A 13708-nucleotide genomic window follows, 5' to 3' on the forward strand; every position below is an offset into this window, starting at 1 on the left:
CGGGCACCTCCCTGCCTAAAGAACAAGAACGAAGGGACACACCCATGTCGCACCCGAGCCACGTCCGCGCGCTCTGCGCTTCCCTCTGCCTGGGCGCCGGCCTGCCAGTCCATGCCGGGCAAGGTTTCCTCGAAGATGCCAAGGCCAGCCTCACCGCGCGCAATTTCCACCTGCACCGCAACTTCGTCGGCGATGCCAGCCAGGGCAAGGCCGAGGAGTGGACGCAGAGCTTCATCCTCGACGCCCGCTCCGGCTTCACCCAGGGCAGCGTCGGCTTCGGCCTCGATGTCCTCGGTCTCTACAGCCTGAAGCTGGATGGTGGCAAGGGAACGGCCGGCACCCAACTGCTGCCGATCCACGACGACGGCCGCCCGGCCGACGACTTCGGACGCCTGGCGGTGGCCGGCAAGCTGCGCGTCTCGAACAGCGAACTGAAGATCGGCGAATGGATGCCGGTGCTGCCGATCCTCCGCTCCGACGATGGCCGCTCGCTGCCGCAGACCTTCCGCGGCGGCCAGCTCAGCGCCAACGAGATCGCCGGCCTGACCCTCTACGCCGGCCAGTTCCGCGGCAACAGCCCGCGCAACGACGCAAGCATGCAGGACATGTCGCTGTTCGGCCGGCCAGCCGCCACTTCCGACCGCTTCGATTTCGCCGGCGGCGAATATCGCTTCAATGGCGAACGCAGCCTGCTCGGCCTGTGGAACGCCGAGCTGAAGGACATCTACCGCCAACAGTACCTGCAACTGCAACACAGCCAGCCGCTCGGCGACTGGCTGCTGGGCGCCAACCTCGGCGGATTCCGTGGCCGCGACGCTGGCAGCGCGCGCGCCGGCAAGCTCGATAACCGCACCGTTTCCGCGCTGTTCTCCGCGCGCTATGGGCTGCATAGCCTCTATCTCGGCCTGCAGAAGGTCAGTGGCGACGACGGCTGGATGCGGGTCAACGGCACCAGCGGCGGAACCCTGGCCAACGACAGCTACAACGCCAGCTACGACAATCCCGGCGAGCGCTCCTGGCAACTGCGCTACGACTTCGACTTCGTTGGCCTCGGCCTACCCGGCCTGACCTTCATGACCCGCTACCTGCATGGCGACCATGTGCGCCTGGCCGGAGTCACCGACGACGGCAGCGAATGGGGACGCGAGAGCGAGCTGGGCTACACGCTGCAGAGCGGCGCCTTCAAGCGTCTCAACGTCCGCTGGCGCAACTCCAGCCAGCGCCGCGACTGGGGCAGCAATACCCGCTTCGACGAGAACCGGCTGATCGTCAGCTATCCGCTGAGCCTGTTGTGAAGCCTACGCGCCGACCCCGTTGCGTTCAGCGGCCACGGCGCCAGGCGACCACCAGGCCGCTGGCGCAGATGACGAGGATGCCGAGCAGCGCCCAGGCATCCGGCACGTGGCCGAACACCAGCAGGCCGAGCAGGCCGGCGAAGATGATCTGGCCATAGCTGAACGGCGCCAGGGTCGCCGGCGGCGCATGGCGGAAGGCCTGGGTCAGCAGCAGGTGGCCGCCCATGCCGCAACCGCCCAGGGCGATCATCATCAGGCCGTGGAGAAGACTTGGAGTCTGCCAGAAGAACGGCACCAGCAGGCTCATGATGAGCGTGTTGAAGATGCCGGCAAGGAAGTTGCTGGTGGTCGGGCTGTCGCTGTTGGCGAGCATCCGCGTGAGCAGTTGGTAGAGCCCGAAGCACAGCGCCGAGCCGAGCGGGAACAACGCCGCCGGGGTGAACAGCGCGCCACCGGGACGCACGATGAAGAGCACGCCGATGAAGCCGGTGAGCACCGCCAGCCATTGGCCGAGGCTGACCTTCTCCTTCAGCAGCGGCACGGATAACGCGGTCACCAGCAGCGGTGCCAGGAAGTTCACCGCGGTCGCCTCGGCCAAGGGCAGGTAGCGCAGGCCGGTGGTGAAGAACAGGCTGGTGCCGATCAGGCACAGCGCCCGCGCCAACTGCATGAGCGGACGGCGGCTGCGGATCACCGCGAGGCCGTTGCGCGGCACGAACACGGCGACCATCAACAGGGTGTGCACCAGGTAGCGGGCCCAGACCACCATGACGATCGGGTAGAAACCGGAAAGGAACTTGGACAACCCGTCGTGGCTGGCGAACAGGAACACCGCGGCACAGATCAGCAGGATGCCGCGCAGGGTCTGGTCGCTGGCGGGCAGCGGGGAGGTGGATGCGTTCATCGGAGGGTCCGGGCACCAGGGCAAATCGATAGCAGGCTATTTATTCTGACGGTACCCGCCATCGAGGAAAGAAACGATCGGCTTCAACGTTTGGAAACTATAGAACCCCGTTCCATTATGCAAACGGGCAACCTGCCTGCGCGGTGGCGCTACAGGCGGGCGAGCAGCGTCCGGGTCCGCTCGATCGCCAGCCGCGCCCGCTCCGCGCCATCCACGCCGCGCGCGAGCAGATCCAGCGCGGGCACCTCCAGGCTCAGCGGCAGGTTCTCCGGCAAGGCGCGCAGCAGCGCCAGCAGATCGAGCCCGCCATCGCCAGGGAAGCGCCGTTCCTCGCGGGCCTGGCGAAGGATTTCGTCCATCGACGTCGGACGCGGCCCGACGACATCGCAGAGTTGCGCGTAGCCCAGGCGCGCAGGCGGGATCGCCCGCAGGTCTTCCAGGCTGCTGGCCGAGCGGTCGAAATGGAAGGCGTCCAGCAACAGGCCGGCGTTATCCCGCGCCGCCGCCTCGACCACCCGCGCGGCCTGCCGCAGGTCGCGGATCCCGGTCCAGGGCATGAACTCCAGGTGCGGGTCGAGGCCGAGCGGCCGCGCCAGGTCGCACAACGCGGCGAAATTGTCCGCGCTGCGCCGTTCGTCGTCATCGTTGCCGGCCACCAGCACATAGCGCGCGCCGAACTCGGCGCCGACCTCCAGCACCGCGGCGAACTCGCCGACGCGGGTGTCCGGACGCAGGCGCAGGATCTCCACGTCCAGCGTGCGCACTCCGCTGTCGCGCAGCCGCGCCAGGGTCCGCCGGCGCAGGCCGGCATCGGCCAGCAGCGGATAGTGGTGCTCTTCCACGGTGGCCGGCACCAGGCGCAGGCCGACATGACTGTAGCCGGCGCGGGCGGCAGCCTCGACCATGTCCGGGGGCGACAGCTCGAGCACGGTGAGCGCCGCCAGGGAAAGAATCCTCGATTCCATGCACTACCTCATCGTCAGCGGTTCAGAAACTGGCCGGCGCGCAGGCCCGGCCAGTGCGCGCGGCCTCGCGAACCGCCTCGACCAGCGCCAGGGTGCGAGCGGCGTCGGTGGCATCCATCAATGGCGCTTCCTCGCCCCGCGCGACCCGGACGAAGTGCTCTAGCTGGCGTTGCAGGGGATCGCCTGTCGCCACGGCCTCCACGCTGGCCGCCAGCGGGTCGTGCCAGCCCTGCCGGGCCTCGGCGTAGCGCCAGCGGCGGAGCTGGGGAAGGCTCAGGGCACCCTCGGTGCCGGCCAGCAGGTAGCAGGGTTGCTCGGCCTGGCGCGGATAGACCGGGTTCTCCCCGGCTGCCAGCTCCCAGCTCCAGGGCGCCGCCGCAGCGTCGCAACCGGTCAGGCTGCCCAGGGCGCCATTGGCGAAGCGCAGGAGCAGCGCGATGTTGTCTTCGTTGGGCAGGCCACGGATAGCGTTGCCGGCCAGCGCCTGCACCTCCCGCACTTCCCCGCACAGGTGGCGGAGCAGGTCGAGGTCATGGATCAGGTTGGTCAGCAACATTCCCGCGCCGGGCTCGCGACGCCAGGCCACCTCGAAATAACTGTCGGGCTTCTTCAACTGCCAGAGCGCGGTGACCGACAGCAACCGACCGAGCGCGCCCTCGGCGATCAATTGGCGCGCCCGCACGACCAGCGGATTGTGCCGACGATGGTGACCGACCAGCAGCGGAACGCCAGATCGCCGGGCGACGGCCACCAGCTCGCTCACTTCGTCGAGCTGCACGCCGACCGGTTTTTCCAGCAGCAGCGGCACCCCGGCGGCGAGGCAGTCGAGGGCGGTGGCGACATGCAGGTTGTTCGGATTGGCGACGATCGCCGCTTGCGGCCGGGCTTCTTCCAGCAACCTCCGATGATCGCCGAACCAGGGCACGCCGGCGTCCGCGGCGAACGCCTGGCCCTGCGGATCGGCCACCGCACACAGGCGCGCGCCGGCGATTCGCTGCAAGCGGTGGTAATGCTGGCGGCCCATATTGCCGGCGCCGATGAGGGCGATGCGAAGCGGTGCGTCCAAGGCGGTCCCCAATCGTTGTTTTCTTGTTCGCTTCAAGATTCCAGAACGTCGTTCCAGATTTAGCGAGGGAGATTATTTGAACGAATGGCTGGCCCCGCGCAAGAGCGGTTCGAGACGGCACTACCGCCGGGGCATCCATGGAAGTGCGGAAAGGCCCGCCGCATGCGGGCTCGTGACAGGCAAGAAAGCGTTCGCTATTCGAACGCTGATGTCGGGAAAGGACTGGGGCCGGGCCGGATGGCTCAGCGGAACAGCTCGGACGCCTGGCTGGCGTGGGACAGGTCCTGCGCCGCGGCCAGGAGCAGGGGCGCCAGTTCGTGCATGCGCGCCTCGCCGAAGCGTGCGCTCGGCCCGGCCACGCTGAGCACGCCGAGAGCCCGTCCGTCCTCGGGGTGGCGCACCAGTGCGGCCATCGCCGCCATGCCCGGCGCCGAGCATTCGATCTGCCAGGCATAGCCGTGCTCGCGGGCGCGCTTCAGGTAGCGCAGCAGCTCGCTCCTGGAGCGCGGCGCGTTGGGACCGAAGTCCCGCGCCGCCCCTACGCCCTGGCGCTCCACCAGCGCCAGCGCCGCCTTGTCGCTCAGGCTGGCCAGCCAGGCGTGCCCGGATGCGGTGTAGAACAGCGGCGCCTCGCGCCCCATGTCGGGGTCGTAGCGTAGCCCGGAGGTGGCGCCCTGGGACTTGGCGATCCAGGTCTGGCGATCGCCTTCGATCACCCCCAGGCGCACCAGTTCGCCGGTCTCCCGGGCGAGCCCGTCGAGCACCGGCTGGACCAGGTCGACCACCCCGCTGGAAGCGAGGAAGCGGAAGCCCAGCGCGGCCAGGCGGGTGCTGAGGCGGTAGCGGCTGGTGTCGTCGTCCTGGCGCACGTAGCCGAGCCGGATCAGCTCGGCGAGCATGCGGTGCGCGGCGCTCTTGGGGATATCCAGGCGGTCCGCCAGTTGTTGCAGGGGCAGGCCACGGGCATCGCTGGCGAGGAGTTCGAGCAAGCCGAGGGCGCGTTCGATGAGGCTACCGGCCATGGAGGGGCGTTCCTGAGTCGAGGAAAGGCAGGATTCTAGAATCTGGTTCCGGATTTTCACAGCCTGGCGAAGGTCGAGATTTCACAGGGTTTCGTTCGATCAGCGAACCGATAAACGATTATCGGATTGCCACTCCCCATGGCCCTCCGTAATGTGTCTGCACCCCGGCAGGCCGAGCGCCTCCGCTACAAAAACAACAGGGGAATCCCGACATGCCGCAGCACGCCTTGCCTTCCGCCGCCTGCACCTGAGCCACGCGTCCGACCCTCGTCCCACGCCCTCACTCTCGCCGCGGAACCCGTCCCATGAACAGCCCCAGCCTGCCCGCCGTCGAACGACTCGACGTGCAAGCCTTCATCAATGCCCAGCCGCTTTCGCCGTACCAATGGCGGATCGTCCTGCTGTGCTTCCTGATCGTCTTCCTCGATGGCCTCGACACCGCCGCGATGGGCTTCATCGCTCCGGCGCTGACCCAGGACTGGGGCATCGACCGCGCCAGCCTCGGGCCGGTGATGAGCGCCGCGCTGATCGGCATGGTCTTCGGCGCCCTCGGCTCCGGACCGCTGGCCGACCGCTACGGACGCAAGCTGGTATTGGTCGCGGCGGTCTTCCTCTTCGGCCTGTTCAGCCTGGCCTCGGCCTACAGCACCAACGTCGAGCAACTGCTGGCGCTGCGCTTCCTCACCGGCCTCGGCCTCGGCGCGGCGATGCCCAACGCCACCACCCTGCTTTCCGAATACACCCCCGAGCGCCTCAAGTCGCTGCTGGTAACCAGCATGTTCTGTGGCTTCAACCTGGGCATGGCCTGCGGCGGATTCGTCTCGGCGAAGCTGATCCCGCTGTTCGGCTGGCACAGCCTGCTGCTGCTCGGCGGCCTGCTACCGCTGGTCCTGGCGGTAGTCCTGCTGTTCCGCCTGCCGGAATCGGCGCGCTACCTGGTGGTGCGCAACCGCGGCAGCGAGCGGGTACGCCAGGTGCTGGCCCCCATCGCCCCGGCGCAGGTGGCGCTGGCACGGAGTTTCCACGTCCCCGAGCAGCAGACGGTGCAGGCCCGCAACGTGTTCGCGGTGATCTTTTCCGGTACCTACAGCGCCGGCACCCTGCTGCTCTGGCTGACCTACTTCATGGGCCTGGTGATCGTCTACCTGCTCACCAGCTGGCTGCCGACCCTGATGCGCGATAGCGGCGCGAGCCTGGAGCAGGCGGCGTTCATCGGCGCGCTGTTCCAGTTCGGCGGGGTGCTCAGCGCCGTAGCGGTGGGCTGGGCGATGGATCGCTTCAACCCGCACAAGGTGATCGGCCTGTTCTACCTGCTGGCGGGGGTGTTCGCCTGGTGCGTCGGCAAGAGCCTCGGCCAGGTCACCCTGCTGGCGACCCTGGTGCTGCTGGCCGGCATGTGCATCAACGGCGCGCAGTCGGCGATGCCGTCGCTGGCGGCGCGCTTCTATCCGACCCAGGGGCGGGCCACGGGGGTCTCCTGGATGCTCGGTATCGGCCGCTTCGGCGCCATCCTCGGCGCCTGGATCGGCGCCACCCTGCTGGGCCTGGGCTGGAACTTCGAACAGGTGCTGACCGCCCTGGTGCTGCCGGCTGCACTGGCCACCGCCGCGGTGCTGCTGAAGGGGTTGGTCAGTCACGCGGATGCGGGGTGAAACTGCCCCATCGCGTAGGACGCATAACCGCTTGCGGTTATCCGCCGCCGGGCTTCGGTGTATCGGCGGATAACGCCGATGGCGTTATTCGCCCTACCCCAGGGGTCGGCATCACGTAGGGCGCATAACCGCTTGCGGTTATCCGCCGCCGGGCTTCGGTGTATCGGCGGATAACGCCGGTGGCGTTATCCGCCCTACTCCAGGGGTCGGCATCGCGTAGGGCGGATAACCGCTCGCGGTTATCCGCCGTCGGGCTTCGGTGTATCGGCGGATAACGCCGGTGGAGTTATTCGCCCTACCCCAAGGGTGGGCGTCGCGTAGGGTGCATAACCGCTTGCGGTTATCCGCCGCCGGGCTTCGGTGTATCGGCGGATAACGCCCATGGCGTTATTCGCCCTACCCCAAGGGTGGGCATCGCGTAGGACGCATAACCGCTCGCGGTTATCCGCCGCCGGGCTTCGGTGTATCGGCGGATAACGCCGGTGGCGTTATTCGCCCTACTCCAGGGGTCGGCATCGCGTAGGGCGTATAGCCGCTCGCGGTTATCCGCCGCCGGGCTTCGGTGTATCGGCGGATAACGCCGGTGGCGTTATTCGCCCTACCCCAGGGGTCGGCATCGCGTAGGGCGACGGCGCTTCGCTTCAGAAGGTGAATTCCATATTCAACGTCGGCGTCGAGGTGCGGCTGCCGGTGCCACCGTCGACGCCGAACTTGTTGCGCCAATACTCGTAGCCGACGCCGAGCCACAGGTTCGGCTGGCGCTTGTCGCCTGGCAGGGCGGCGACCATCAGGGCGGTGCGGACCAGGGTTTCCGCCGCGGTGTCCTTGTCGTTGTAGTCCTCGCCCTTCTCTCCCACGTAGTTGACGAAGCCCTGGAACTTCGCCGCATGGTTGCCGACCTTGAACGGCCGCATCCAGGTCAGGTTGAGCATGTAGGTGGTGTCGAAGGTGTGGTCGGGATGGCGCGCGCCGGGCACGCCGAAGTGGTTCTTCTCGCGGTAGTAGAGCAGGCTCAGGTCGAGCACGCCGGGACCGTTGAACTTGAGGGTCGGGCCGAACACCAGGGCGCGCTTCTTGGCCGAAGCCAGGTTGTTGTTGCGGCTGGCGTCGAAGCCCAGGGTGAAGGCGTAGTCCTTGACCAGGCCGGTGCCCAGCGGCCGGTCGAACACCCGCGAAGCGTAGAGCTGGTGGCGGTAGACCGCATAGACTTCGCTGCCACCATGGTCGGTGCCCTTGCGCGGGTCGCGGTTGTCGGAAAGGAACACATCGAGATTGAAGAAATTGCTGCCGTAGCGATAGCCGTCGGCGTGGGTGAAGCTGTAGATGCGCTTGGCGAACTTGTCCGGGTTGTTCGGGTTGGTGAATTGCTGGCCGTAACGGAAACCGACGCTGTTGCTCATCCATTCCAGCGCCATGCTCTCCCCGGCGCCGACGAGCGCGATCAGGGCGGCGGCGCCCTGCATCATCTTCTTCATGCTGTGTGTCCTGCTGGTTGCTTGTTGTTCTTGTGGCGACTCAGCCCCCGGTTTCGCGCCGGGGTCGCGGGGCAGTATCGGCACTTCGCCGCGCTGACCAAAGAACAGAATATCGAACATACCGATGCCGAAACGGCATCAGCGGACGGGCAAGCTCGGGCAAGCCGTCTGGCATCGGCGCGAGCGCCGCTCAGGCCTCGTTCAGGCGCGCTTCCTCGCGCTCGCGCAGGCGCACTTCCTCGGCGATCTGCCGGGCCAGGGCGTCCACCGCCACCGGCAGGTAACGGCCGGTGCGCACGTAGAGGCCGAGGTCGCTGTGGATGCCGCCATTGTCTTTCAGCGGCAGGAAACGCAGCTCGCCCTGGGCGATGTCGGCCTCGATCCCCAGGCGGGTCTGGAAGGCGACGCCGAGCCCGCGCCGCGCCAGTTGTCGCGACAGCTCCAGGGAGCTGCTCTCCAGCACCGCCCGGCGCGGTTCGCGCAAACGGCGCTGGAGCGGCGCCAGCAGGTGATGGATGGACAGCTCGCTCTTGGCCATGATCAGGCCATGTTCGACGCAATCGGCGAAGGCGATGGCCTGGTGTCGCGCCAACGGGTGCTGCGGGGAGACGATGGCACCGAGGCGGAAATGGCCGACGCTGACCTGTTGCAGGTCGGCGCTGCGCGGCAGGGCGAAGGCCAGGCCGAGGTCGACCGCGCCACTGCTCACCGCCTCGGGTATCGCCTGGGAACCGAGCAGGGTGACGCCGACGGTGATGTCCGGGTAGCGTTCGCGCATCGCCTTGAGCACGCAGGGCAGCAGGTCGCTGGTCACCGCTTCGATGGTGGCGATCTCCACATGGCCGGTGCGCAGGCCTTGCAGCGCGTCCAGTTCGGAACGCACGCGCTCCATGTCCTGCAGGACCACGGTGACGTGGCGCGCGAAGATCTCCCCGGCTCCGGTCAGGCGCAGGCCGCCGGGCAGGCGGTCGAACAGCGGCGCGCCGATCTCGTCCTCCAGCTTGAGGATCTGCCGGTTCACCGCCGACGAGGCGACGTTCAGGCGCCGCGCGGCTTCGCGGATCGAATGGCAGCGGCGAACCATGTCGAAGTAGTGGATCGCGGGCGCGTGGATATGCAGCTTGCGGCTCATGGCGGACCGAAGGGATGACGGAGCTGTCGACCTTCCGGGAAACGCCGGCGATTGGCAAGGGGAAGCGCCGCCTTGCCGACCCACGCGCAGGACGGATAACCGCCGTTGGCCCTCGGGGTATCGGCGGATAACGCCTGCGACGCCATTCGCCCTACCGCTAGCGCCGCCGGCGACCTACCGGGACGCCTGCTGCGACTCCACGCCAAGCTCGTCCCACACCGATTCGGCCAGGTGGAAGGTCGCGTTGGCCGCGGGAATACCGCAGTAGATGGCGCTCTGCATGATCACTTCCTTGATCTCGTCGCGGCTCACCCCGTTGTTCTTCGCCGCGCGCAGATGCAGCTTGAGTTCCTCGTTGCGGTTCATGCCGATCAGCATGGCGATGGTGACCAGGCTGCGGGTGTGTCGCGGCAGCCCCGGACGGGTCCATATGTCGCCCCAGGCGTGGCGGGTGATCATTTCCTGGAACTCTTCGTTGAACGGCGTCAGGTTGGCCAGGCTGCGCTCGACATGGGCGTCGCCGAGCACCGCGCGGCGCACTTGCATGCCGGCTTCGTAGCGTTGTTTCTCGTCCATCGGCGGCTCCTCAGGCGGACAGCAGGAAATCGACCAGGCGGCGGCTGAAGGCGTCGCCCGCTTCGACGTTGGACAGGTGCGCGGCGGCGAACTCGACCAACTGCGCGTCGGCGATGCGCGCCTGCATGAAGCGGGCGTTGTCCGGAGTGGTCACGGCATCGTGGCTGCCGGCGACGATCAGCGTCGGCGCCTGGACCAGCCCGAGCTGCTCGCGGAAATCGGCGTCGCGTACCGCAGCGCAGTTGGCCGCGTAGCCCTGCGGCGAGGTGGCCGCGAGCATCGCGACGATGCGCTCGACCTGCGCCGGTTCGCGCTCGGCGAAGCCCGCGGTGAACCAGCGCGCCACCGAGGCGTCGCGCAGGTCACGCATGGCCTGCTCGCCGCCTTTCAGGACGGTATCGATGCGGGTGTTCCAGACCTCGTCGCTGGCAATCTTCGCCGCGGTGTTGCACAGCACCAGCCGGCCGAGCCGCTCGCCGGCGTGGATGCCCAGCCACTGGCCGATCAGGCCGCCCATGGACAGCCCGCAGAAATGCACGCGCGGCAGCTCGAGGGCATCGAGCAGGGCAAGCACGTCGGCGCCGAGCTGGCCGATGGCGTACGGTCCGGGGGTGACCAGCGAGGCGCCGTGGCCGCGGGTGTCGTAGCGCAGCACGCGGAAATGGGCGGTGAGTGCGGGGATCTGCGTGTCCCACATGCCCAGGTCGGTGCCCAGCGAGTTTGACAACAGCAGGACCGGCGCGCCGGCCGGTCCTTCCAGGGAGTAGTTCAGGTCGCCGTCGGCGAGGCGTACGGTTGGCACGAAGGGATCTCCAGTCAGGCGGGATGGGGTTCGAAGCCCAGGGCATGGTGTTCGGCGAGCGCGCGCTCGACCCAGGCGCGGGCCTGGCCGAGGTAATGGGCGGGATCGAGCAGGCGGTCCAGTTCGTCGCCGGACAACTCGGCGCTCACCCGCGCCTCTTCGCCGAGCACCGCGCGCAACTCGCGGCGCTGCTCGACGGCGCGGCGGCAGCACTGTTCCACCAGATGGTGCGCGGCTTCGCGGCCGATACGGCGGGCCAGGGCGATGCTCACCGCCTCGGCGAGCACCAGGCCGTGGGTCAGGCCAAGGTTGCGGCGCATCCGCTGGGCGTCCACCTCCAGGCCTTCGAGCAGGCCGATCGCCTGTTGCAGCGCGCCGGCAACCAGGCAACAGAGTTCCGGCAGGGTTTCCCACTCGGCGTGCCAGAGACCGAGGCTGCGCTCGTGTTCCTGCGGCATCGCCGCGAACAGGGTCGAGACCAGCCCCGGCGCACGGGTGGCGGCGGCGATCAGCACCGCGCTGCTCACCGGGTTGCGCTTGTGCGGCATGGTCGAGGAACCGCCGCGCCCGGCGCCGGCCGGCTCGAAGACCTCGCCGGCCTCGGTCTGCATCAGCAGGCTGACATCGCGACCGAACTTGCCGAGGCTACCGGCCACCAGGCCGAGCACGCTGGCGAATTCCACCAGGCGGTCGCGCTGGGTGTGCCAGGGTTGTTCGGGCAAAGCCAGGCCCAGCTCCTCGGCCAGCGCCGCGGCCACCGGCAGGGCCTGTTCGCCGAGCGCGGCGAGCGTCCCCGAGGCGCCGCCGAATTGCAGCACCAGCAGGCGCGGGCGCAACTCGCGCAGGCGCTGGCGGTGCCGGGTCAAGGCACCGAGCAGGCCGGCGAGCTTCATGCCCAGGGTCACCGGGGTGGCGTGCTGCAACCAGGTGCGCCCGGCCAGCGGCGTGTCGGCATGCCGTTCGGCCTGGTCCGCCAGGACCTCGGCAAGACGTTGCAGATCCTGCTCGAGCAAGGCCAGCGCACGGCGCAGTTGCAGCACCAGGCCGCTGTCCATGGCGTCCTGGCTGGTGGCGCCGAGATGCACGTAGCGCTCGGCCTCGGCGTCGCCAGCCGCCACCTGGCGGCCCAGCGCCTTGACCAGCGGGATCGCCGAGTTGCCGGCAGTGGCGACCGCCTCGGCCAGCGCCAGCGGGTCGTACAGTTCGGCGCGGCAGGCCGCCTCGATCGGCGCCACCGCCGTCGCGGGAACCACCCCGGTGCGCGCCTCGGCGCGGGCCAGGGCGGCCTCGAAGTCGAGCATGCCTTGCAGGCGGCCGCGGTCGGAGAACACCGCGCGCATCGGCGCCGCCGTGAAATAGGCATCGAACAACTGGTTGGCGGGTACGTCGCTCATCGGTTTTCCTTTTCCCGGCCCGTCAGGGCTCGTCGTTCAGGTAGCTGACCTTGCGCAGGTCCGGCAGGCTCACGCAGACCAGCAGCGCCAGCAGGCACATGGCTGAAACATACCAGTAGAAGACGTTCTCCATCCCTACCGACTTCAGCCCCAGGGCGACGTACTCGGCCGAGCCGCCGAAGATCGCGTTGCCCACCGCGTAGGACACTCCGACGCCGAGGGCGCGCACCTCCGGCGGGAACATCTCGGCCTTGATCAGGCCGCTGATGGAGGTGTACAGGCTGACGATGGCCAGCGCCAGGATGATCAGGAAGAAGGCCATGTAGGGACTGCTCACGGTCTTCAGCGCGAGCAGGATCGGCAGGGTGCAGAGCGTGCCCAGGGTGCCGAACCAGAGCATCGAGGTCTTGCGCCCGATGCGATCGGAAAGCATGCCGAACAGCGGTTGCATCAGCATGTACGCCAGCAGGGCGAAGGTCATCACCGCGCTGGCGGTCTTGGCGCTCATCCCGGCGGTGTTGACCAGGTACTTCTGCATGTAGGTGGTGAAGGTGTAGAAGATCAGCGAGCCGCCGGCGGTGAAGCCGAGCACGGTGAAGAAGGCCCGCTTGTGCTTGAACAGCTCGGCGAAGGTGCCGGATTCCTTGCGCTCCAGGGTCGACTTCGAAGCGGTCTCGTTCAGCGAGCGCCGCAGCCAGAGGGCGATCACCGCGGTGATCGCGCCGATCACGAAGGGGATCCGCCAGCCCCAGGCGCGCAGTTCGTCCTCGCTCAGCAACTGCTGCAGGATCACCACCACCAGCACCGCCAGCAACTGTCCGCCGATCAGGGTGACGTATTGGAACGAGGCGAAGAAGCCGCGCTGGCCCTTGAGCGCCACCTCGCTCATGTAGGTCGCGCTGGTGCCGTACTCGCCGCCCACCGACAGGCCCTGGAACATCCGCGCCAGCAACAGCAGGGCCGGCGCCAGGGTGCCGATGCTGGCGTAGGTGGGCATGCAGGCGATCGCCAGGGAGCCGGCGCACATCATCACCACCGAGATCAGCATGGCGGTCTTGCGCCCGTGCTTGTCGGCGATGCGGCCGAACATCCAGCCGCCGATGGGGCGCATGAGGAAGCCGGCGGCGAAGACCCCGGCGGTGTTCAGCAACTGCACCGTGGGGTTGTCGGAGGGGAAGAAGGCCGGTGCGAAGTAGATCGCGCAGAAGGCGTAGACGTAGAAGTCGAACCATTCCACGAGGTTGCCGGAGGAGGCGCCGACGATGGCGAAGATGCGCTTGCGGCGTTCTTCGTTGCTGTACTGGTGAACAGGGGCAGTCATGCTGTTGTTCTCTCGACAGGGTCCGTTTCATCCTGACCGTGCGACGGAGCGTCCTGTTCCGCTGCACACGCGCCGCGCCGCCGCCGAAACATGGGCAGCGCCGC

At 68.1% G+C, this 13708-nt stretch carries 12 protein-coding genes; 2 read left to right on the forward strand and 10 right to left on the reverse strand.

Going from position 1 to position 13708, the window contains the following annotated elements; translation table 11 throughout:
- Positions 1–44: 44 nt before the first annotated feature.
- Positions 45–1295: an OprD family porin gene (locus tag FHW81_RS18935; protein WP_023091469.1), complete on the forward strand. Its 1251-nt coding sequence runs from the start codon at positions 45–47 to the stop codon at positions 1293–1295.
- Positions 1296–1320: 25 nt separating this feature from the next.
- Here the strand turns inward: FHW81_RS18935 and FHW81_RS18940 are convergent, their stop codons facing one another.
- From FHW81_RS18940 to FHW81_RS18955, 4 genes are all read right to left on the reverse strand, one after another.
- The gene (locus FHW81_RS18940) at positions 1321–2199 is read right to left on the reverse strand and encodes a DMT family transporter (protein WP_003101866.1); all 879 of its coding nucleotides are present in this window, start codon (positions 2197–2199) and stop codon (positions 1321–1323) included.
- 149 nt (positions 2200–2348) lie between these two features.
- Positions 2349–3164 carry a sugar phosphate isomerase/epimerase family protein gene (locus FHW81_RS18945; protein WP_016252861.1) on the reverse strand — a complete coding sequence of 272 codons (816 nt, stop codon included), beginning with the start codon at positions 3162–3164 and terminating at the stop codon, positions 2349–2351.
- A 22-nt stretch (positions 3165–3186) separates the two neighbouring features.
- The gene (locus tag FHW81_RS18950; protein WP_023091470.1) at positions 3187–4230 is read right to left on the reverse strand and encodes a Gfo/Idh/MocA family protein; all 1044 of its coding nucleotides are present in this window, start codon (positions 4228–4230) and stop codon (positions 3187–3189) included.
- A 242-nt stretch (positions 4231–4472) separates the two neighbouring features.
- Positions 4473–5252 carry an IclR family transcriptional regulator gene (locus tag FHW81_RS18955; protein ID WP_003101874.1) on the reverse strand — a complete coding sequence of 260 codons (780 nt, stop codon included), beginning with the start codon at positions 5250–5252 and terminating at the stop codon, positions 4473–4475.
- A gap of 305 nt (positions 5253–5557) precedes the next feature.
- Between FHW81_RS18955 and FHW81_RS18960 the strand changes: the two genes are divergently transcribed.
- Positions 5558–6904 (forward strand): MFS transporter, encoded by a 1347-nt coding sequence (locus tag FHW81_RS18960; RefSeq protein ID WP_023091471.1) that lies wholly within the window; start codon positions 5558–5560, stop codon positions 6902–6904.
- Positions 6905–7545: 641 nt separating this feature from the next.
- On the opposite strand, the gene FHW81_RS18965 is transcribed toward FHW81_RS18960, so the two are convergent.
- The 6 genes from FHW81_RS18965 to FHW81_RS18990 form a co-directional block, all read right to left on the reverse strand.
- Positions 7546–8379, reverse strand: a complete 834-nt coding sequence (locus FHW81_RS18965; protein ID WP_033981215.1) for a hypothetical protein — start codon at positions 8377–8379, stop codon at positions 7546–7548.
- A 190-nt stretch (positions 8380–8569) separates the two neighbouring features.
- Complete coding sequence (locus FHW81_RS18970; protein WP_003084073.1) at positions 8570–9511, reverse strand: LysR family transcriptional regulator; 942 nt, start codon at positions 9509–9511, stop codon at positions 8570–8572.
- Between the two features lie 174 nt (positions 9512–9685).
- On the reverse strand, positions 9686–10087 hold the full coding sequence (pcaC, locus tag FHW81_RS18975; protein ID WP_003084072.1) for a 4-carboxymuconolactone decarboxylase: 402 nt from the start codon (positions 10085–10087) through the stop codon (positions 9686–9688).
- A 10-nt stretch (positions 10088–10097) separates the two neighbouring features.
- Complete coding sequence (pcaD, locus tag FHW81_RS18980; RefSeq protein WP_003084070.1) at positions 10098–10889, reverse strand: 3-oxoadipate enol-lactonase; 792 nt, start codon at positions 10887–10889, stop codon at positions 10098–10100.
- A gap of 14 nt (positions 10890–10903) precedes the next feature.
- Positions 10904–12283: a 3-carboxy-cis,cis-muconate cycloisomerase gene (locus FHW81_RS18985; protein WP_003145060.1), complete on the reverse strand. Its 1380-nt coding sequence runs from the start codon at positions 12281–12283 to the stop codon at positions 10904–10906.
- Between the two features lie 22 nt (positions 12284–12305).
- On the reverse strand, positions 12306–13604 hold the full coding sequence (locus tag FHW81_RS18990) for an MFS family transporter (RefSeq protein WP_003101889.1): 1299 nt from the start codon (positions 13602–13604) through the stop codon (positions 12306–12308).
- Between the last annotated feature and the right edge of the window lie 104 nt (positions 13605–13708).

Origin of the sequence: Pseudomonas sp. RC10-4-2, from assembly GCF_050433085.1 — a bacterium.
GTDB classification, from domain to species: domain Bacteria; phylum Pseudomonadota; class Gammaproteobacteria; order Pseudomonadales; family Pseudomonadaceae; genus Pseudomonas; species Pseudomonas aeruginosa.